An 18,872-nucleotide genomic window follows, 5' to 3' on the forward strand; every position below is an offset into this window, starting at 1 on the left:
CTAGCCCTCCAGCGAGAGGCGCTTGCCATCGGCATCGAATGCCATCAAGGCGTTGCGCTCGAAGAGAACCGAGACCGTGTCGCCCGGATTCCGTACCGCGCCAAGGGCGGGGTTGGAGACCTGAACCACCACCGGGCCGGCCGCGGTATCGACCAGAACATGGGCCTCGCGACCCAGATAGGTGAACTTGTTGACGGTCCCCGACACCACGACTGCACCGACAGGAGCCGTTGCACCGCTTTCGACCAGTGACAGGCGTTCGGGGCGCACCGTCCAGTGCGCAGCGGCACGGCCGAGGCCGAGATCGGCGAGCAGGCGGGAGAGCCCTTCGCCTGCAACCAGCGTATTGAGCGTGCCCACGAAATTGGCGACGAACAGGGTCTGGGGATCGCCATAGATCTGCTGCGGGGTGCCGATCTGCTCGATATGGCCGGCGCTCATCACGCAGATGCGGTCGGAAATGGCCAGCGCCTCTTCCTGATCATGCGTCACATAGATGGTGGCGATATCGACGCGTTTCTGGATGTCGCGAATCTCTTCGCGCAGTTCGATGCGCAGCTTGGCGTCGAGATTGGAGAGCGGCTCGTCCATCAACAGCAATTGCGGATTGATGACCATGGCACGTGCGAGGCCGATACGCTGCTGTTGTCCGCCGGACATGGCAGCGGGGAGACGCTCGGCCAGGGCTTGCAGATGCACGGCCGACAGCGCCTCGGCGACGCGGGTCTTGATCTGTTCGGCCGGCACCTTGCGTGGCTTGAGGCCGAAAGCGACGTTGTCGAAGACGCTGAGATGGGGAAACACGGCATAGTCCTGGAAGACCATGCCGATATCGCGTTTGTGCGGCGGGATGGCGCGCAAATCCTTGCCGTCCAGCATGATGCTGCCGGAGCTGAGGTCGTTGAAGCCGGCAATGGCGCGCAGAAGCGTGGTCTTGCCGCAGCCCGACGGCCCCAGCAGCGTGAAGAACTCCCCGCGTTCCACCGCAATGGACACTCCATTCAGCGCCCGGAACGTCGCGAACTGCTTCACACCGTCATTAACAGTCAGATAGGCCATACGAGCCCTCCCTAGCCCTTAGGTCGATTTTCTAAAACGTAAACACGATTTTCGTCTTGCAACAAGTGAAATGTCGTTTCATGATCGCAACCGATCAAAAACTGATCATGGGAGTACAGGAGGAAATTATGCGTGTTGCAAAACGAACATTCATCGGCATGGCTCTCGCACTTGCCGCCACGACGGCCTTGAGCCCGGCGATCCTGGCCCAGGACGCGTCCGTGGTCATCTACACCGCCCACAAGTCCTCGATCGTCGATCGCCTGCTGCCGGTCTTCGAACAGGAAACCGGACTCAAGGCCGAAGTCGTGCAGCTTGGTTCGGGCGATGTCGCCCGCCGCGCCCGCGCCGAAGCCAATGCCCCGGCCGCCGACGTGATCTGGTCGATCTCCGGTAGCCAGCTGACCGAACTGGCCGACATTCTCGAGCCCTATAGCCCGCCCGAATTCGACCAGATCGATCCCCAGTTCGTCGCCAATGACGCCTGGACCCCCTATACCGCCGTTGTCTATGTGCTGGCGGTCAACACCGACCTGCTCTCGCTCGAAGACGCCCCCAAGAGCTGGGCCGACCTGGCCGATCCCAAGTGGCAGGGCCAGATCGCCTCGGCCCGTGCCGATGGTTCCGGTTCGGCCATGCAGCAGCTGCAGGCCGTGCTCACCCTGTTCGGTGACAAGGGCTGGGAAGAATATGCGGAGATCGCCAAGAACTTCGTGTTCACCGACAGCTCCGGCGCCGTGCCGCGCTTCGTTGCCGATGGCGAGACCTCCATGGGCCTCACCCTCGAAGACAATGCGCTCGAATATGTGCAGGGCGGCGCCCCGATCGGGGTGATCCTGCTCAGCGACGGCACCGTGGCCACGCCGGACGGTATTGGCCTGGTCAAGGGCGGACCCAATCCCGATGGCGGCAAGGCCTTCATCGATTGGGCCCTGTCCAAGTCGACCCAGGAACTGCTGGCCAATGATATCGGCCGCCGCTCGGTTCGTCTCGACGTCGCACCGCCTCCGGGCACGCCGAACCTGGCCGACGCCAATGTGCTCAAGATCAAGCCGCTGAGCGAGCTTGGCGGGGCCGAGGCCGTGCTGGCCGAGTGGCGCACGGCCATCGGCGAATAAGAACAAAACCAAGCACGTGATGACGGGACTATTCTGAATGCAGCACATGGAAGCCTTCTCGCTGGGCAAGAAGTTCAGCGCTCCAGGAGCCAATGAGGACAGTCTCGTCATCATGCCCAATCGTGGTTACGCCGTCATCGATGGCGTAACCGACCGCAATGGCACCAGCTATGACGGCATGTTGTCGGGGCAGTTCGCCTCCCGTGTCGTGCAGGGCGCCATCGAGAAATTCATTTTGGCGCAGGGCGATGCCAGCCAGCCCGAATTGCAATTCGCCGGCGGCCAGCATTTCGTAGACTATCTCGGCCGCGCCATCCGCGCCCGCTATGTGGCCAATGGCGTGCTCGACGCTGTTACCGCCGACTGGAAATTGCGCGGCGGCTGCACCGTCATGGCGACGCTGATTATCGGCGACCAGCTGGAAGTGGTCGCTGTGGGCGATAGCGGGTTGCGCATCAATGGTAACGACGTGCTGCAGGTGCTCAAGCCGCTGGACGACGTGACCGCCATCATGCGGCGCGAAACCTGGCGCTATTTCGAAGCCCTTGGCCGCAGCACCGCCGATTGCGACCGCCTCTCCGCCCTCATCACCTGGCAGGGCACGCGCCACCAACCGTCAGGCGCGGAAACAGCTGACGCCGGTGTTATTGCCGAAATCGAAAGCCGCTCGCTCGCCGCCTGCAAGGCGCATCTACCGAATGTGCCCGTCGCCGAGATCGAGACGCTCGTGCATGGCGGCATCTGCTACGGACAAGGCGACTTCCAGAACGTCACTGACAAGGTGCTCGGCTATGGCGGTCTCGACGGATTTGCCGTGCCGGAACGATATGTGGAGACCCGCTCCTACGCTCTGGCCGATATCGATACAATCGAGCTATTCTCCGATGGCTATTTCAAGCTGGGGGAAGGCTTTGGCGTCGCGGCCTGGGAACAGGGGTTCCGCGATGTCGAAGCCGAGGATTTGCACAAGATCGGCCGCTATATGAGCACCAAGGGCACCACCGATATCGCCTTGACCGACGACCGCACCTATATGGGCGTGCGCCTGAAATGAGCGGCCATGCGCGGATGGACCTACCCCGTTCCGCGCCTGATCTGGCTGGTTCCAGTCCTGCTGACTTGAACCAGCGCCAGGCCCAGATCCTGGAGGCCGTGCGCGCCAATGGCGCCGCTGCCGTTTCCGAACTGGCCGCTCAGTTCTCGGTCACCACCCAGACCATTCGCCGCGATCTCAAGGTGCTGGGTGACCGGGGCCTGTTGGTCAAGGGTTTTGGTGGCGCCTTCGCCGCGCCGGGTGTCGCCCGCTACACCTATAGCGAACGCCACAACACCGAAGTCGAAATCAAGCGGCAGCTGATCGAAGCCCTGCGTCCTTTCCTCTTCAACGGCGCCACCATTTTCGTGGGTCTGGGCACCACTTTCCATACGCTGCACACGGTCCTGGCCGAATTTCCGGGCGTATTGGTGGCCAGCCCCAATCTCGAAGTCATCTACAATTGCGCCCTGCATACCGATGCGACGGTCTATGCCTATGGCGGCTATGTGCGGAACAAGGACACCTCCATCCTCACCATCAGCGGTGCGGCCCGTCAGCAGTTCAAGTTTGACATTGCTCTGATCGGCGCCAGCGCCATTGACCGGGACGGCGCCGTGCTCGAATTCGACCCGCTCGAAGTCGAGCTGACACGCGAGATCCTGACGCAGAGCCGTCAGGTCATCCTGCTGGCCCATGAAGGCAAGTTCGAAAAGAAGGCGCCACACCTGGTGACGGAAATGTCAAAAGTCGACGTGCTGATCACCAATGGCACGCCGCACGAGCATTTCGACCAGGCCGATGCGCTTGCCGGCGTCACGCTGGTGCAGATCTAGCGCTCACCCACCCCAGACCACCGCGCTTTCATGGCGCTTGATGACGTGGCGCAAATTCTCGAACACGGTGATGAGATGCAAGGCGAACCGGTCGGCAGCCGGGACGCGCTGGGTATCGACGCGGCGCAATATGCCCAGCGATCGATCCGGCTGCGGGATGGCATAGGGCACCAGCGTCACCCGGTTCTCCTTGCGCAACGCGAACAGCACTGAAAAGGGCAGCACGGCCAGAGCGTCGGACTCGGCGAGGAAATTGACCACGCTCATCAGCGAGCCGCCGGCATAGCGGATATTGAGATCGGAAACGCCGATGCTCATCAGGATCATCTGCAGATCCGACATCAGCGGCGATCCCGGCAGCGGCGCGATCCAAGGATAGGCGGCCAGATCATTGGCCTTGGGCACGCGCCGCCGCAGGAGCGGATGCCCGACCCGGCAGGCCACCACATTGCGGCCCGGCAGCAGTTCGGTGAAGTCATAGTGCGAGCCGGGATGGGTGGAGCCGATGGGCACGATCCCGAGATCGATCAGGTGCGCATCGAGCGCCGATACCAGTTCGGGCAGGTTGCCATAGCTCTGGTGCACAGTGACCTCGGGCTCTTCGCGATGGAACTCGGCGATCATCTGGCTGACCAGCGCATCCATGAAGAAGGGCACCCCGCCCACCCGCACCACGCCGCTCGTGCCCTTGAGATGGCCCTGCACCGCATCGGTGGCGCGGCGGGAAGCGGTGAGAATGGCGCGGCCATGAATGGCCAGCTGATTGCCCAACGCCGTCGGCTGAAGAGGCCGGCGCCCGGACACGAACAGCGCCTCGCCCACCCGTGCCTCGAGCATGGACAGCGAGCGGCTGACGGCGGATTGGGTCATGCCCAGCAGCGCCGCCCCTTCCGAGACACCTCCGGCATCAATGACAGCGGCCAGCTGCATGAGATGGCGTTCGTTCAGCTTCATAGCAAACTGCTATATTATGAATACCATAACTCATCAATCCGGCGGTCGGGACATGCCAGATTATGCCTCGGGAAAGGGAGGTCCCGTCGATGGATTCTGGCCAGGGCGACATGCTGGCTGCGCGCGATACGGCGCCTGCTGACGCCTTGCTGGCGCGGCTGGCTCAGGCCGACCCGTCCCGGCTGGCCGATATGATCGCGGTCATCGGCGCGCGCCTGCATGAGCTGGTTGCCACAATCCGCCCGACCCAGTCCGAATTGCGGCTAGTACTCGATTTCCTCGCCGAGGTCGGCCACTACACCGATAGCCGCCGCCATGAATTCCTGTTGCTGGCCGATGTGCTGGGACTATCGAGTGCGGTGGACGATATCAACCTCGCCCTTCCGCCTGGGGCCACGCCCAATGCCCGGACCGGCCCGTTCTATCGGCCCGACGCGCCGCTGATCGCGATGGATGGTACGCTGTCGCGCGATGGCAAGGGGGCTCCCCTCGCCGTCTCCGGGCAAGTCCTGGGCCTCGATGGCCGCGCGGTTGGCGGAGCCGCTATCGAAATCTGGCATGCCAATCACGATGGGCTCTACGAAAACCAGGAGCCGGACCGGCAGCCCGAATTCAACCTGCGCGGCCGCATAGTGGCCGATGGTCAGGGGCGGTTCCGGTTCAGAACGATCAAGCCAGGCGGCTACCGCATTCCCAATGGCGGGCCGGTGGCCGCGCTTCTCACCCGTCTGGGCCTGTCGCTCGATCGCCCGGCCCATATCAGTTTCCGCGTCACGGCCAAGGGCTACAGGACGCTGACCACCCACATCTTCGACCGGGCTCACCCTGCCATCGGTCGGGATGCAATCTTCGGGGTCAAACCCGAACTATTGGCCGAGTTCCGCGCCGTCGCCCCCGAGAATGGGCGCGCGGGCCATGCGCTCGACTTCACGCTCGTGCTCTGCCCGGAGGAGGGCAGCACGCCACCACATCAAGGAAGGAGCATCTCACCATGAGCAAGATCAGTGGTTATCACCACCTGACGCTGTCCACCGACGGCGCGCAGGAGGATTTCGACTTCTACACCAAGACGCTGGGCCTGCATTCGGTCAAGCGCACCGTGCTGTTCGACGGCGTGATCCCGGTCTATCACCTCTATTATGGCTCGCCCAATGGCGATGCCTCCACCATCATCACCACCTTCCCGTTCCGCAAGCCCGGCGTTTATGGCCGGCGCGGCACCAACCAGTCGCGCGCCATCCTGCAGGCCATTCCAGTGGGCGCCGCCGATTTCTGGGTGGATCGTCTCAACGGTCGCGGCATCGAAGCCAAGAAAGTGACCCGCTTCGGCACCGATCGCGTGATCTTCGCCCATCCCTGCGGCATTCCCCATGAGCTCGTGGAAAGCGACAGCGACAAGCGCGAGCCGATCACCAATGCCAGCCAGGGCATCGGCAAGGATCACGGCATCAAGGGCATTTACGGCAGCGTCGTCGCGGTGACCGACAAGACCGCCATGAACGACTTCCTCACCATCGCCCTGCCGCTGGAACTCGAATCCAGCACCGATGACGGCGATGTCTATCGCGTTCCCGATTCCTCGGGCGTGATCCAGCGCGTCGAGGTGATCACCGACCGCCAGAGCCCGCAGGGCACCTGGACGCTGTCCGGCGGCACCATTCACCACCTGGCGCTCAATACCGGCGACGAGGAAAGCCAGCTGAAACTGCGCGCCCATATCGAGGGCCTCGGCTTCACCGATATTTCCGAACAGAAGGACCGCAACTACTTCAAGTCCTGCTATGTCCGCTCGCCCGGCGGCGCGCTGTTCGAACTGGCCTGGACCACGCCGGAAGGCTGGACCAAGGACGAGCCGGCCGGCTCGATCGGCAAGACGCTGGTGTTCCCGCCCTGGTTCAAGGACCGCGAAGACGAGCTGCGCGAGGGCCTCGAACAGGCGGACTTCGTCTAATGGCAGCAGCGACCGGCCTCCGGCGCGGAGCCAGTGGTTCCGCGGTCAAGGCGCTGTGCGTCTTCGTCCATGGTCGCGGCCAGTCGCCCGAGGAAATGGAAAGCCACGTTCTCAAGCGCCTCTGGGCGACGAATGTGGCCTTCACCCTGCCCCGGGCGCCACGTGGCGCCTGGTACGATGCCAAGGCGGTGGATCCCATCAGCAGCACGACACGGGCTCAGCTCGAGGAGGCGCTGGGCCTGCTCGGCGACGAGATCGCCGCCTTGCGGGCAGATTATCCGGGGCTGCCGCTCCTGTTGGCGGGCTTTTCTCAAGGCGCCTGTCTTTCGCTCGAATATGTCTGTCGCGGCCAAGACGCGCCTGACGCACTGGCTGCTTTGACGGGCTGCCGGGTGGGGACCACCAGCTGCGATCGCCCGCTGGCAGCGCCGGCCGACCTACCGGTCTATTTGAGCGGCAGCGACGCCGACCCATGGATTCCGGTCACCGCCTCTGCCGAGGCGATGCTGGAGCTCGGGCGCCAGAAGCTGCAGCTGCGCACCGACCTCTTCCCCGGCCGTGGACACGAGGTATCGCCGCCCGAAATCGCCATGCTCGAAACCATGCTGACCGATCTCGGAAATGGGCATAAACCGCGGTTCAACGCCACGCGCTGAACCCCAGATCGCAGAAAAGCCCGGCCCAACAGCCGGGCTTTTCCGTCTTTGCCGACCAAACCGGCGCGAATAGACAGAAACATGCAGTCTCCTGGCACGGAAGTGCAGGCGCGCCTTGCCCCGCTTGGGCAGGCTAGACGACACATGCGGCACAATGGCAAACAAGGCCGGGCCCGAAGGCCGACTGCGTGCAAGGGAACGGAACATGCGCAAGATATCGCTGGGACTTGGCCTGCCCATGGCCTTTCTGCTGCTCACCACGCAGGCCCATGCGCATCATGCCTTGGGTGGCAAGTTGCCGATCGGCTTCGGCGAGGGCCTGCTTTCAGGGCTGGCGCATCCGGTCATCGAAGTCGACCATCTGGCCTTCGTCCTGGCCGTGGGTGTCCTCACCGCCGTCGCCCAGGGCGGCTTCTGGCTGCCGGTGTGGTTCGTGGGTGGTACCGTATTCGGTTGCCTGCTCAATGCAGGCAGTCTGCAGTTGCAACCCGCCGAATGGATGGTGCCACTCAGCGCCCTGCTGATTGGCGGCTATCTGGCCTGGGGCAGAGACGATGCTGATGGCCGCTGGCACAAATGGCTGTTCCTCGTCGCGGGCGCCCTGCATGGCCTTGCCTATTCTCAGGCGATTATCGGCAGCGAGAACAATTCCTTGCAGGGTTATCTGCTGGGCTTTGCCATCATACAGACCATGGTCGCCTGGACGGCGATGCTGGCCGCCTATTGGTTCTGGCGCGGCGATCGGCTCTATGCCAATGCGCGGGTGTTTGGGGGTGTCCTGGCCGGGGTGGGACTGACGGCACTCTACCAGGCCGGCGTTGCGAGCCTCCTGCCTATCGTATAGGTGTGGATGTCAGGAGGGGCTGTGTCGTATGCGCCTGACCAAGCAAAGCAATTATGCAGTGCGGGCGCTGATGTATTGTGCGGCCAACCGCACTGGCCTTAGCCGCATACGCGATATCGGCGACGCCTTTGGCGTGTCCGAAATGTTCCTGTTCAAGATCCTCGTCCCCGTCGGCCGCAGCGGCCTGCTCGAAACCATTCGTGGACGCAATGGCGGTGTGCGGCTGGGTGCGCCGGCCGATAAAATCAGCATCATGGACGTCTTGCGCGTCACCGAGGAAGATTTCGACCTCACCGAATGCGGACGGGAAAAGTGCGCCCATTGTCCACTCGGCGGCACCTGCGTCTATGAGAGCGCCCTGGGCGAGGCCATGCGTGCCTTTGCGCAGGTGCTTGAAAGCTACACCATTGCCGATCTTGTCGCCGATACCGAGGGCGTCGCGACAGCGCTCGGCCTGCACAAGGTGGCCCCCCGCGCCTCCAATCCCGGCTGGACGCCCAAGCCCGCCATCTCCCGCTCGGAGAGCTGAGACAGTCCGCTCCGAATCGCAGTGGTAAAAACTGGCTGCATTTGTGCAGGATTTCGCCGTGCCCTCGGGTGTCTTGTGAGCGCGTATCACCCGGATATCGGAGGCAGGGATGTTGAGACCCCCATTGTTGTCAGCTCTCGTGGTTATTTGCCTTGGCACCGGCCTGGTGCTGGCGGAGGCGCCGAACAATGCGGTGGGCGACACCATCGCCGCGCGCCGCGGCTTGATGAACCAGCTGGCCACGCTGCAGACGCTGGTCGATGCGCGGGTGAGCAGTGGCGGCTATTCCCCCGAACTCTACGATCTCGGCCAGGCCGCTGCGGCCTCGCTCGATGCCTTCGCCGTCCTCCTGCCGCCGCAGAGCAATCTTTTGGGTGGCGCGCCTGCCATCGAGGGCGTCGATACCACGGCTGCGGCCGCGATCTGGGACGACCTTCCGGCTTTCCGGCAGCTGCTGCGCGACACCGCTGCGCATGCCCGCGCTGCCTCGGAAGCCGCTGATCTCGCGGGCTTCCAGGCCGAATGGGACAAGGTGGCGCAATCCTGCTCGTCCTGCCACGAGAGTTACGTGGTCTTCGATCCGTTCGCCGCCTTCAACTGATCGCTTCCGGCCGGCGCGCATGCCCAAATCTGCGGTAATCCTGCAAGGAACGTGCAGGATTTGGGTGCTTTTGCCGCCCATCTTCCCTGATAAGAGATCAGGCATGCCCAAGCCTGTGTCCGGGGAGGAGATCAATGAGTACCCACACGCATGCTGGCCATGCCCATGGCCACCACCATGACGATCATGACCACCACGGACATGATCACGATCATCACCATCACCACGAGCATGGTCATGACCACCCTCATGACGACGACGATCATGGGCACCACCACAGCCACGCTTTCGGCCCGACCGAGGTGTTTCGCATTGCCCTGACCGGCCTTTGCGCCCTGGCCGTGTGGCTGGGATTTCCCGATCATTCCTACATAAGCTTTGCCGACCAATTCTATCTCAACTTCTCCTGGTACGCGCTGATCGGCTTGGTCATCGGCGGCTGGCCCCTGTTCGAGGAGGCCTGGGAAAGCATCCGCAAGCGCCGCATGACCATGGAATTATCGATGGGCATTGCGGTGCTGGCGGCAGCCTATACCGGCTATTTCTTCGTCGCCTTGATCATCACCTTCTTCGTCCTGATCGCCGAAGTGCTCGAAGGCATGACGCTGGAACGCGGGCGCCGCGCCATTCGCGACCTGATGGCCCTCTTGCCCAGCGAGGTGCAGTTGCGCCGCGATGGCCAGGTGGTTACCGCAGGCATTGGCGAGGTCACACCGGGCACGCTCGTCGTCGTGGCGCCGGGGGCACGCGTGCCAGTGGACGGGCCCGTGGTTTCGGGCAATTCGTTCGTCGATGAATCCCGCATTACCGGGGAATCCATGCCGGTCGAGAAGATCGCCGGCAGCTACGCCTATGCCGGCACCGTCAACCAGTCCGGCGCCATCGAAATCCGCGCCGAACGCGTCGGCCGCGCCACCAGCTACGGACAAATTCTCGAAACGGTGGAAGAAGCAGAGCGATCGCGCGCGCCGGTGCAGCGTCTGGCGGATCGGCTGGCGGGCTATATCGTCTATGTGGCCTTGGGCTTTGCCGCCTTCGAGTACTGGATCACCGGCGGCGACGTGAACTCAACGATTGCCGTCATCGTCGTCGCCGGTGCCTGTGGCGTCGCCGCCGGTACGCCGCTGGCCATTCTGGGTGGCATTGGCAGGGCCGCGCAGATGGGTGCGATCATCAAGGGCGGGGTGCATCTCGAAACCCTGGGCAAGGTCGATACGGTTGTGCTCGACAAGACCGGCACGCTGACCTTCGGGCGCCCTGAAGTCAGCCATGTCCTTCCGGCCGAGGGCATTACCGCCGATGAGTTGCTGCGGGCCGCCGCCACCGCCGAGGCATTGTCCGAGCACCCGCTGGGCAAGGCCATCATCGCCGAGGCGGCCAGCCATGGCGTTACGCCCCTGCCCGTCAGCGGCTTCAGCTACGAGCCCGGGCGCGGTATCAAGGCCAGCGATGCGGAAGGGGCCATCTATGTCGGCAATGCCGCCTGGATGACGGCAAATGGCGTGGGCGCCGTGCCAGAGGAAGGCGCCTTTGTCGGCACACGAGTGTTTATCGCCCGCGAGGGGCGCCTGCTTGGCCATGTCGTCGTCGAAGACAAGGTCCGGCCCGAGGCCCGCCAGGCGGTGGAAAAGCTGCGTGGCATGAACATCGATGTGCAACTGCTGACCGGCGACACGGCGCAGGTGGCCCGGCGGGTCGCGGCCGATCTCGGCATCACCGCAGTCGAAGCGGGACTGTTGCCTACCGAAAAACTCCAGCGAATCAAGGCTATAAAGGCGAGCGGCCGCACCGTGGCCATGGTGGGCGATGGGGTCAACGATGCACCGGCGCTGGCGACCGCCTCGGTGGGCATCGCCATGGGTTCTGGTACCGAAGTCGCCCGCGAAAAGGCCGATATCGTGCTTTTGGGCAATGATCTCATGCGCTTTGCCGAGACGGTGCATCTGGCGCGCCGGACCCGCAAGATCATCTGGTTCAACTTCGCCGGCACTGTCACCGTGGACATTCTGGGCATTGCTGCGGCGATGGCCGGCTGGATCGGCCCGGTGGAAGCGGCGATGATCCATACCGGGTCGGAGCTGGCCTTCATTCTTAATTCGGCGCGACTGGTGCCGGGCCAGACCATGGCTAACGGCTTCAAATCCTTCGGAAAATCGATACAGGGCTGGGGCTCCGGCAGTGGCGCCGGACTGGCGTCGAAACGGCCTGCAGCCGAGCACGGACCGCATTGATGCCGGCCTGAGGGTTGCATCCTCTAGCACATGAAAAGAGCCGGCGATGCCCCAACATCGCCGGCTTATTCTTGTGGCCCCTGCCACCGGTAGAACTCCCGAGGAGAGAGAATGGGAGCGGAAAGCTGCGCTTTCCTGAGGATTACTATGCGCCCGCCCCCTTATCAAAACCTGCACCAATCGAGCAGGTTTTAACATAAACCTGCTAATCGTTGCAGGTTTTATCGGTCCACAAAATGACTCTAGGTGACCGCATTATGAACGAAGTATGAACAAAACGCCGCATGGCTGGCGGTCGTGACGACAGCCAGCCATGCCAAAAGCGATCCGCCGGTGTTTGAGGCTCAGGACGCGGCTGCGGCGGGGCGCAGGCCGAAGGTATGATCGAGCGACTTATGGGCGCCGATACGCTCGCCGGACGCATTCCATCCAGCTTCTTCGTCGGTGAGGTTGACGATCAGCTGCTCCTTGACGCCGAACACGGCATCGCTGTGCAGATAGTCGTCGCCGGCGATGAAGAGATGGGTGACGAGCGTGTCATAGCCATCCTTGCCGATCATGAAATGGATATGGGCGGGGCGATAGGGATGGCGGCCCACCGCCTCGAGCATCTTGCCGACCGGACCGTCATGGGGGATGGGGTAGAAGGTCGGGACGATCGACCAGAAGGACAGCCGGCCTTCGGCATCGGTGCGGAAGCGGGCGCGCAGGTTTTCCTCCTGCCCGGGCTTTTGCACATCGTAATAGCCGTCGTCATCGGACTGCCAGACATCGACCCAGGCATCGGCAATCGGCTTGCCGTCGGGGGTCAGCACCTGGGCACTCACATGCAGCGGCGTGCCTTGGCTGGCGCCGGCAATGTCGCTGCCATGCGGCCGTTCCTTGAGCGGCGGGACATAGAAGGGCCCCAGCACCGTCGTCTCGGTCGTGCCTTCCATGCTGCGGTGATTGATGGCATCGACCAGCATGGAAAAGCCCAGCGTGTCGGAGAGCAGGATGAATTCCTGCCGTTTGTCATCGCACATATGCCCGGTCTGGGTGAGGAAGCCGATGGCGGTTTCCCATTCGGACATGGAGAGGTTCACATCGAGGGCGAAGGCATGCAGATGGCGGACCAACGATTGCAGCACTTCGCGCAGGCGCGGATTTTCGGCATTGGCGAAGCTGGCCACGACCTCTTCGGTCAGCGCATTGGCATCGCTCTTGAGGGTCTGGGCGGTCATTTTTTCTGCTCCTTGGCAGAGCCGATATCCAGGCGTCGCCGCGTCGGGAACAGGTGGATGCCGGTAAATTGGGAGAAATTGCCCCAGATACCCTTGGGCGCGAGCAGCATCACCGCGATGCCCAGCGCACCGAGCACGATGAGATACCAGGGGCCGTAACCGGACAGGGCATTGCGCAGCAGCACGAAGAGGATGGCGCCGATGATCGGCCCTTCGATGGTGGCGAGGCCGCCGATGACAACGATGAAGATGATGTAAGCGGTCCAGTCGAGCAGCGAGAAGGCGGCGTCGGGCGAGATGCGCGAGGTCTGGAGGAAGTAGATGGCGCCGACCAGGCCGGCACAGAAGGCGGCAAAGACATAGATGGCGAACTTGATTCGCGTGGTGCTGACGCCAACGCTCTGGGCCGCCACTTCACCATCCTTGATGGCGCGCAAAGCCAGGCCCACACGCGAGCGCAAGAGGTAGTAGCAGCCGCCGACCACCAGCACGATGGTGAAGAGCGCAGCCCAATAGATGATGATCTCGCGGGCGGCGGCGCTGCGCACGCCAAACAGCTCGCTGACGAATTCGAGGCCAAACATGTCACCGGTGGCCGAGCGCGGCAACGAGGTGCCGGTGCCGCCACCCAGCTCGCGCCACTGGGCGAGCAGCAGGCGGAAGACTTCGGCCACCACCCAGGTGACCACGGCGAAATAGGCGCCCTGCATGCGGAAGACCAGCGAGCCCACCGGAATGGAGAGCAGCGCCACGATGATGGCCGCGACGGGGATGGAGAGGAGCGGATCAAAACCGCCGACAATAATCAGTGCGAAGAGCGCATAACCACCCAGACCCACAAAGGCCTGCTGGCCGACCGAGATCAGGCCGGCATAGCCGGCCATGAGGTTCCAGCACAGCGCCAGCGAGGCAAGCAGGAAAACCAGGATCAGATCCTGCAGCATCGGGCGGGAGGCGAAGGCCGGGGCAAAGACCAGCACGGCGACCAGCGCCAGGGCGATGACGGTAAAGATACGCGAGGTGCGGGTGGCGACGCGGACGGTGTAGCCGCCTGCGACGGGCTCGGGGGCGGCGGTAGGGATGGGTTGGGACATGTCTCTACTGCTTCGGGAACAGGCCACGCGGGCGGAAGATGATGAACACCAGGAAGACCAGGTGTCCGGCCAGGATCTGCCATTCGGGATTGATACGGGCGCCGATGGCCTGGGCCACGCCGAGGATGACGCCGCCGGCTAGGGTACCCCAGAGGCTGCCGAGGCCACCGATCACCACCGCCTCGAAGGCGTAGAGCAGGCGCGCCGGGCCGACGCTGGGGTCGAAATTGGAGCGGATGCCCATGAAGAAGGCGGCAATGGTCAGCACCACGAAGGAAATGCCCATGGCAATGGCGAAGACGATGCGCGGATTGACACCCATGAGCTGCACCACTTCGGTCGAGTCCGAGGTGGCGCGCAGGCGGCGGCCGAGTCCGGTGCCATAGAAGATGTAGCTGAGGACGCCGAGCACCACCACGGCGACGGCGAAGGTGATCAGCGGAACCACGCCAAGCGAAAGACCCAGAATATTGACCGACTGGGTTTCTATGGGGCCCAGCGACAGCTTGCGACTATCGGCGCTGAAGGCGACCAGAAGCCCGTTCTGAATGAGAATTTGCAGGCCGAAGGTGACCAGCAGCGGCAGGAGGATATCGTCGCCCAGGGTGCGGTTGAGCAGATAACGCTGCAGAGCCCAGCCCAGCGCGAAGGCGAAGGGCAAAAGAATGAGCAGCGCGATCGGCAGCGGCAGGCCCAAGGCGGTGACCATGGCCAGAAGCACGAAGGCGGCCAGGACGATGAGATCGCCATGGGCCAGGTTGATGAGGCGCATGACGCCGAAGATCAGGGACAGGCCCGCGGCATAGAGGGCATAGAGCCCGCCCAGCAGGACGCCTTGTACAATGGTGTTGAGGTATTCCATCCCTAACTTCCGAAATAGGCCGCGAGGATCTGCGAACGATCGAATTCATCCGCACGACCAGCCAGGCTGACCTTGCCCTCGAGGAAACAATAAATGCGGTCGGCAGCGCTCAAGGCAGCGTTGAGGTCCTGCTCGACGATGACGATGGTGGTGCCGCGCTTCTTGATCTCGGCGATGGCGGCATAGACGTCCTTGACGGCGGCGGGCGAGAGGCCAAGGCTGATCTCGTCGCACAAGAGAACGCGCGGATTGGAGATCAGCGCCCGGCCGATAGCCACCATCTGCTGCTGCCCGCCCGAAAGGGTGGGGGCCAGCTGATCGGCGCGTTCGCGCAATATGGGGAAGAGATCGCAGATGGTCTCGTAGTTCCAGCCGCGATCGCCGCTCTTGCCGTTTTCACCCATGCGCAGATTGTCGCCAACCGACATGGACGGGAAAAGCCGGCGCCCTTCGGGCACGAGGGCAATGCCGGATTTCACCATGTCGAAGGCGGGCTTGCCGCCAACCGGCTTGCCATCGAGCAGAATGCCGTCGGGCCGGCTTTTGACCAGGCCGGAAAGCGCCTTGAGGAAAGACGATTTGCCGGCGCCATTGGCACCGATAATGGCGACGGTCTCGCCTTCATTGACGTGAAAATCCACGCCGAACACGGCCTGGAAGTCGCCATAAAAGACTTCCAGGTTCTTGGTCTCGAGCAAGGCCATCATGCTGCGACCTCGTCATCGATGCCGAGATAGGACCGGCGGACCTGAGGATCGGCCATGACGGCGTGGGGCTCGCCGTCGGCGATCTTGCGGCCGAATTCCAGGACCATGAGACGGGAGACCACCGACATGAGCGCGTGCACGACGTGCTCGATCCAGACGATGGTGACGCCCTGCTGGTTGACCTGCTTGATGAACTCGACGAGTTCGTGGCACTCGGCCTCGGTGAGGCCGCCGGCGATTTCGTCGAGCAGCACGATATTGGGCTCGGTGGCCAAAGCGCGCGCCATTTCCAGACGCTTGCGGTTGAGTAGCGTGAGCTTGCCAGCCAGGGTATTGGCGTGCGGCGCAAGGCCCGTGCGCTCCAGAATGGAGCCGCAGAGTTCGTTGGCGCCGCGGTGGCCATGCTCGCGGCCATATTCGGCGGCGACCAGAAGGTTCTCGAAGACGGTCAGGCTCTCAAAAGGTCGCGGGATCTGGAAAGACCGCCCAATGCCCGCCACGCAGCGATTGCGCAGCGACACATTGGTGACGTCCTTTCCAGCCAGGGTCACCGTACCGGCATCGGGGGTGATGACGCCGGTAATGAGGTTGAACAGGCTCGACTTGCCGGCGCCATTGGCGCCGATTATGCCGAGGGCTTCTCCGTGGGCCACTTCGAGGTCGATATTATCGGCCACGACAACAGCGCCAAAGCGCTTGGATACGCCGGCAAGTCTCAGGATCATTTGACTACTCGATAGCTTCCATCTTGCCGCCCAGCGGAATTTCCGGATGGGCAGCGTTTTCGACGATCACCAGCTCGAAGCTGCCATCGTCCTGAATGCGCCACTGGCCACCGACCAGCGGGGTCTTGGAGACGTTGGCGGCAACCACGGGCGGCAGGCCTTCCTGGCCGAACTGGACATGGCCAACGATGGTGTCGAGGTTGATCGCCGCAATGGATTCAGCCAGCGAATCCGGATCGAAGGGATCGTCGGCGCGCTTGATGGAGTCGATCGCAACCTCGAACAGGCCATGGGCAAAGCCGATCGGCTGGGTCCAGGGACGACCGGTGGCGGCGGTGAAGCCTTCAGCCAATTCGCCCGCACTCTGGCCAGTCAGCGAGGACTTGAAGGGGTGCGAGGCCGACCACCACACTTCGCTCGACAGGTTGTTGCCGATGGGGCCAAGGGCTTCCACGGCGATCGGGAACAGGATGGCCTTGGCGACCGACACCACCTTGGGCTTGAAACCCTGCTGGTTGGCCTGGGTCCAGAAGGTGGTCAGATCGGGCGGGATGACCACGCCGGTGACGATCTCGGCATTGGCAGCCTTGAACGCATTGATCTGGGCGGTGAAGTCGTCCGACAGGTTCTGGAAGCGACCCGGATCGGTGACGGTGTAACCACCGGCGGCCAGAGCCGGGGGAAGACCGACATCGGGATTGCCCCAGGCATTGCCGTCGGCGTCGTTGGGGAACAGGCCACCGACCTGCTTGTTGGTCTCGAGCTGGTTCCACATGCCCTGATAGGTGGCAATGACGTCTTCGAGGCCCCAGAAGAAATGGTAGGTGTAGTCAAAGGATTCCCATGTGGACGGATCGCCCGGATTGGCCTGGCGCTCGATGAACCACGGCTGCCACGGCGCGGCGGTGGAAATGCAGGGGATGCCTTCGATTTCGCACTGGGCCGAAACCGGATTGGTGGTTTCGGGCGTGGAGGCCACCACGATCAGCTGCACTTCGTCGTCGACGATCAGCTGGCGGGCCACTTCGGCGGCGCGATTGGGATTGGACTGGCTGTCGCGAACGATGATCTCGACATTGACCGGGCCATTGGCGGTCTCGATGCTGCCACCAAGAATGTCATAGACCTGCTTGATGACGAAATCGTCGGCTTCGGCAAAGGCGGCGAGCGGGCCGGTCTGGGGCGTCACATAACCGATCTTGATGGTTTCGCCTTGCGCCATGACGGCCGGAGACATGGCGAGTACGGCCAGCGCCGAGGTCGCCCCCAAGAAGATGCGCCGGCTGACCGGCATAAACTTGGTGGATTTGGACATTACTTCTCCCTCCGATGAACCTTGCGATGGCCTGCCCCGTAAAGGGACAGGCCGGGTTATTTTTATTCGCGAAAGTCAGACTAGGGATGCGGAAGCGGTTATTCCTGCAAGCGGCAGCGCCGATCTTGCACGAAACGATCAGTTCCGCTTCGAGCGCCGGTAGGCTGCAGGCGTGGTTCCGCAGTGACGGCGGAACAGACGGGTCAGATGCTCCTGATGGGCGAAGCCGCATTCATAAGCGATCTCGGCAATCGACATGCTGGTCTTTTCCAGCAGGCGGCGGGCCTTGTCGACGCGCAGATTGATGAGATAGCGATGCGGCGGCATGCCCAGTTCGGTGCGGAAGATGCGCGCGATATGGCTGGGGCTGCGATTGGTCGCCTGGGCGATATCGGCAAGGTTGATGGCCTCGTCGATATTGGCGGTCATGTAGTCCACCGCGTCCGAGAGCGTCGGCGACAGGCTTGCGGCTCCCGACACCCGGCCGCCGCCCTTGAGCTTGGCCTTGGAATAGCCGCGGATCAGTTGGGCCGCGATGGTGCGCGATAGGTAGTCGGTGAACATGGAGGAGCCGATGCTCTCATCTTCCACCGCATAGGCGGAAGCATCGATCAGGGCATGCAGGGCCTTGTCGGTCTCCACGATGCTGCTGGGGATTTCGAGCTTGGCGGGGTCGCCATCGACCATTTCGAGGGCGACTTCCTCGATGATGGCGCGGCGCACATAGACATGCACCGTTTCGATGGAGCCGGTGAGGTTGATGCCGAAATCGACACCCGGCGAGATGATGTGGATGCCACCGGCAGGCACCACACGCTTGCCGATGCGGCGGTCGCATAGGCTTTCCACCTGCACGGGGCCGTCGCGATGCAGGACCAGAAGATGGTCCCGCGAGGATTGGAACACACCCTGGAAGGGGGTCTCCCGTTGCACGGACGCGAACATGGATGTCCAGTCGCGTCCGTCACTATTGGCTTTGATCCTGGCGCTTGGTTGCGCCAGCATGCCATGCGTTTCGTCTATGCCGAAGGGGCGTCGAGCATACATTTCTTCTCTCCCACTTGCGCTTTCCGGCTCTTTATCGGCCGCTTGAAAGCGCGTGCCTCGGTGATCGAGGACTTTGTTGTGGCGGTT

The 18,872-nt window shown here is 63.0% G+C and carries 20 protein-coding genes; 10 read left to right on the plus strand and 10 right to left on the minus strand.

Going from position 1 to position 18,872, the window contains the following annotated elements; genetic code table 11:
• The gene (locus DEVEQU_RS04585) at nucleotides 1-1,059 is read right to left on the minus strand and encodes an ABC transporter ATP-binding protein (RefSeq protein ID WP_126149398.1); all 1,059 of its coding nucleotides are present in this window, start codon (nucleotides 1,057-1,059) and stop codon (nucleotides 1-3) included.
• Nucleotides 1,060-1,187: 128 nt separating this feature from the next.
• On the opposite strand from DEVEQU_RS04585, the gene DEVEQU_RS04590 reads away from it, so the two are divergent.
• The 3 genes from DEVEQU_RS04590 to DEVEQU_RS04600 all read left to right on the plus strand — a co-directional run bounded on the left by DEVEQU_RS04590 (nucleotide 1,188) and on the right by DEVEQU_RS04600 (nucleotide 4,046).
• Entirely contained in the window at nucleotides 1,188-2,177 is a 990-nt protein-coding gene (locus DEVEQU_RS04590; RefSeq protein ID WP_164550243.1) for an extracellular solute-binding protein, read from the plus strand.
• Nucleotides 2,178-2,214: 37 nt separating this feature from the next.
• Entirely contained in the window at nucleotides 2,215-3,231 is a 1,017-nt protein-coding gene (locus tag DEVEQU_RS04595) for a hypothetical protein (protein ID WP_126149400.1), read from the plus strand.
• A gap of 65 nt (nucleotides 3,232-3,296) precedes the next feature.
• Complete coding sequence (locus DEVEQU_RS04600) at nucleotides 3,297-4,046, plus strand: DeoR/GlpR family DNA-binding transcription regulator (protein ID WP_164550244.1); 750 nt, start codon at nucleotides 3,297-3,299, stop codon at nucleotides 4,044-4,046.
• 3 nt (nucleotides 4,047-4,049) lie between these two features.
• On the opposite strand, the gene DEVEQU_RS04605 is transcribed toward DEVEQU_RS04600, so the two are convergent.
• On the minus strand, nucleotides 4,050-5,000 hold the full coding sequence (locus tag DEVEQU_RS04605) for a LysR family transcriptional regulator (protein ID WP_126149402.1): 951 nt from the start codon (nucleotides 4,998-5,000) through the stop codon (nucleotides 4,050-4,052).
• 89 nt (nucleotides 5,001-5,089) lie between these two features.
• Between DEVEQU_RS04605 and DEVEQU_RS04610 the strand changes: the two genes are divergently transcribed.
• The 6 genes from DEVEQU_RS04610 to DEVEQU_RS04635 all read left to right on the plus strand — a co-directional run bounded on the left by DEVEQU_RS04610 (nucleotide 5,090) and on the right by DEVEQU_RS04635 (nucleotide 9,581).
• Entirely contained in the window at nucleotides 5,090-5,995 is a 906-nt protein-coding gene (locus DEVEQU_RS04610; protein WP_126149403.1) for a dioxygenase family protein, read from the plus strand.
• On the plus strand, nucleotides 5,992-6,951 hold the full coding sequence (locus tag DEVEQU_RS04615) for a VOC family protein (RefSeq protein WP_126149404.1): 960 nt from the start codon (nucleotides 5,992-5,994) through the stop codon (nucleotides 6,949-6,951). Before DEVEQU_RS04610 ends, DEVEQU_RS04615 begins: the two co-directional genes overlap by 4 nt.
• Entirely contained in the window at nucleotides 6,951-7,607 is a 657-nt protein-coding gene (locus DEVEQU_RS04620) for an alpha/beta hydrolase (protein WP_126149405.1), read from the plus strand. Before DEVEQU_RS04615 ends, DEVEQU_RS04620 begins: the two co-directional genes overlap by 1 nt.
• 205 nt (nucleotides 7,608-7,812) lie before the next feature.
• Nucleotides 7,813-8,451, plus strand: a complete 639-nt coding sequence (locus DEVEQU_RS04625; protein ID WP_164550245.1) for a HupE/UreJ family protein — start codon at nucleotides 7,813-7,815, stop codon at nucleotides 8,449-8,451.
• A 28-nt stretch (nucleotides 8,452-8,479) separates the two neighbouring features.
• Nucleotides 8,480-8,980, plus strand: coding sequence for an Rrf2 family transcriptional regulator (locus DEVEQU_RS04630; RefSeq protein WP_126149407.1), 501 nt, complete (start codon nucleotides 8,480-8,482; stop codon nucleotides 8,978-8,980).
• Nucleotides 8,981-9,089: 109 nt separating this feature from the next.
• Entirely contained in the window at nucleotides 9,090-9,581 is a 492-nt protein-coding gene (locus DEVEQU_RS04635) for a cytochrome c (protein WP_126149408.1), read from the plus strand.
• Between the two features lie 131 nt (nucleotides 9,582-9,712).
• On the opposite strand, the gene DEVEQU_RS20215 is transcribed toward DEVEQU_RS04635, so the two are convergent.
• Nucleotides 9,713-9,847 carry a hypothetical protein gene (locus DEVEQU_RS20215; protein WP_268907374.1) on the minus strand — a complete coding sequence of 45 codons (135 nt, stop codon included), beginning with the start codon at nucleotides 9,845-9,847 and terminating at the stop codon, nucleotides 9,713-9,715.
• Nucleotides 9,848-9,883: 36 nt separating this feature from the next.
• Between DEVEQU_RS20215 and DEVEQU_RS04640 the strand changes: the two genes are divergently transcribed.
• Nucleotides 9,884-11,812, plus strand: a complete 1,929-nt coding sequence (locus DEVEQU_RS04640; protein WP_223214105.1) for a heavy metal translocating P-type ATPase — start codon at nucleotides 9,884-9,886, stop codon at nucleotides 11,810-11,812.
• 344 nt (nucleotides 11,813-12,156) lie between these two features.
• Here DEVEQU_RS04640 and DEVEQU_RS04645 read toward each other — a convergent pair whose 3' ends face one another.
• From DEVEQU_RS04645 to DEVEQU_RS04675, 7 genes are all read right to left on the minus strand, one after another.
• The gene (locus tag DEVEQU_RS04645; RefSeq protein ID WP_126149410.1) at nucleotides 12,157-13,035 is read right to left on the minus strand and encodes an intradiol ring-cleavage dioxygenase; all 879 of its coding nucleotides are present in this window, start codon (nucleotides 13,033-13,035) and stop codon (nucleotides 12,157-12,159) included.
• Complete coding sequence (locus DEVEQU_RS04650; protein ID WP_126149411.1) at nucleotides 13,032-14,129, minus strand: branched-chain amino acid ABC transporter permease; 1,098 nt, start codon at nucleotides 14,127-14,129, stop codon at nucleotides 13,032-13,034. Before DEVEQU_RS04650 ends, DEVEQU_RS04645 begins: the two co-directional genes overlap by 4 nt.
• 4 nt (nucleotides 14,130-14,133) lie before the next feature.
• Nucleotides 14,134-14,991: a branched-chain amino acid ABC transporter permease gene (locus tag DEVEQU_RS04655; RefSeq protein ID WP_126149412.1), complete on the minus strand. Its 858-nt coding sequence runs from the start codon at nucleotides 14,989-14,991 to the stop codon at nucleotides 14,134-14,136.
• 2 nt (nucleotides 14,992-14,993) lie between these two features.
• Nucleotides 14,994-15,698: an ABC transporter ATP-binding protein gene (locus DEVEQU_RS04660; RefSeq protein WP_206437785.1), complete on the minus strand. Its 705-nt coding sequence runs from the start codon at nucleotides 15,696-15,698 to the stop codon at nucleotides 14,994-14,996.
• Nucleotides 15,695-16,423: an ABC transporter ATP-binding protein gene (locus tag DEVEQU_RS04665; RefSeq protein ID WP_126149413.1), complete on the minus strand. Its 729-nt coding sequence runs from the start codon at nucleotides 16,421-16,423 to the stop codon at nucleotides 15,695-15,697. The genes DEVEQU_RS04660 and DEVEQU_RS04665 overlap by 4 nt, the downstream gene beginning before the upstream one ends.
• A gap of 4 nt (nucleotides 16,424-16,427) precedes the next feature.
• Nucleotides 16,428-17,660 (minus strand): ABC transporter substrate-binding protein, encoded by a 1,233-nt coding sequence (locus DEVEQU_RS04670; RefSeq protein ID WP_223214107.1) that lies wholly within the window; start codon nucleotides 17,658-17,660, stop codon nucleotides 16,428-16,430.
• Between the two features lie 216 nt (nucleotides 17,661-17,876).
• Nucleotides 17,877-18,785, minus strand: a complete 909-nt coding sequence (locus tag DEVEQU_RS04675; protein WP_126149415.1) for a helix-turn-helix domain-containing protein — start codon at nucleotides 18,783-18,785, stop codon at nucleotides 17,877-17,879.
• Nucleotides 18,786-18,872 lie beyond the last annotated feature (87 nt).

Origin of the sequence: Devosia equisanguinis (assembly GCF_900631955.1) — a bacterium.
GTDB classification, from domain to species: domain Bacteria; phylum Pseudomonadota; class Alphaproteobacteria; order Rhizobiales; family Devosiaceae; genus Devosia; species Devosia equisanguinis.

Excerpts from the sequence above, each read along its gene's own strand:
- DEVEQU_RS04585 (WP_126149398.1), bottom strand. The coding sequence starts at position 1,059 with ATGGCCTATCTGACTGTTAATGACGGTGTGAAGCAGTTCGCGACGTTC.
- DEVEQU_RS04590 (WP_164550243.1), top strand. The coding sequence starts at position 1,188 with ATGCGTGTTGCAAAACGAACATTCATCGGCATGGCTCTCGCACTTGCC.
- DEVEQU_RS04595 (WP_126149400.1), top strand. The coding sequence starts at position 2,215 with ATGCAGCACATGGAAGCCTTCTCGCTGGGCAAGAAGTTCAGCGCTCCA.
- DEVEQU_RS04605 (WP_126149402.1), bottom strand. The coding sequence starts at position 5,000 with ATGAAGCTGAACGAACGCCATCTCATGCAGCTGGCCGCTGTCATTGAT.
- DEVEQU_RS04610 (WP_126149403.1), top strand. The coding sequence starts at position 5,090 with ATGGATTCTGGCCAGGGCGACATGCTGGCTGCGCGCGATACGGCGCCT.
- DEVEQU_RS04615 (WP_126149404.1), top strand. The coding sequence starts at position 5,992 with ATGAGCAAGATCAGTGGTTATCACCACCTGACGCTGTCCACCGACGGC.
- DEVEQU_RS04620 (WP_126149405.1), top strand. The coding sequence starts at position 6,951 with ATGGCAGCAGCGACCGGCCTCCGGCGCGGAGCCAGTGGTTCCGCGGTC.
- DEVEQU_RS04625 (WP_164550245.1), top strand. The coding sequence starts at position 7,813 with ATGCGCAAGATATCGCTGGGACTTGGCCTGCCCATGGCCTTTCTGCTG.
- DEVEQU_RS04630 (WP_126149407.1), top strand. The coding sequence starts at position 8,480 with ATGCGCCTGACCAAGCAAAGCAATTATGCAGTGCGGGCGCTGATGTAT.
- DEVEQU_RS04635 (WP_126149408.1), top strand. The coding sequence starts at position 9,090 with ATGTTGAGACCCCCATTGTTGTCAGCTCTCGTGGTTATTTGCCTTGGC.
- DEVEQU_RS20215 (WP_268907374.1), bottom strand. The coding sequence starts at position 9,847 with ATGATCGTCGTCGTCATGAGGGTGGTCATGACCATGCTCGTGGTGATG.
- DEVEQU_RS04645 (WP_126149410.1), bottom strand. The coding sequence starts at position 13,035 with ATGACCGCCCAGACCCTCAAGAGCGATGCCAATGCGCTGACCGAAGAG.
- DEVEQU_RS04650 (WP_126149411.1), bottom strand. The coding sequence starts at position 14,129 with ATGTCCCAACCCATCCCTACCGCCGCCCCCGAGCCCGTCGCAGGCGGC.
- DEVEQU_RS04655 (WP_126149412.1), bottom strand. The coding sequence starts at position 14,991 with ATGGAATACCTCAACACCATTGTACAAGGCGTCCTGCTGGGCGGGCTC.
- DEVEQU_RS04660 (WP_206437785.1), bottom strand. The coding sequence starts at position 15,698 with ATGATGGCCTTGCTCGAGACCAAGAACCTGGAAGTCTTTTATGGCGAC.
- DEVEQU_RS04665 (WP_126149413.1), bottom strand. The coding sequence starts at position 16,423 with ATGATCCTGAGACTTGCCGGCGTATCCAAGCGCTTTGGCGCTGTTGTC.
- DEVEQU_RS04670 (WP_223214107.1), bottom strand. The coding sequence starts at position 17,660 with ATGTCTCCGGCCGTCATGGCGCAAGGCGAAACCATCAAGATCGGTTAT.
- DEVEQU_RS04675 (WP_126149415.1), bottom strand. The coding sequence starts at position 18,785 with ATGTATGCTCGACGCCCCTTCGGCATAGACGAAACGCATGGCATGCTG.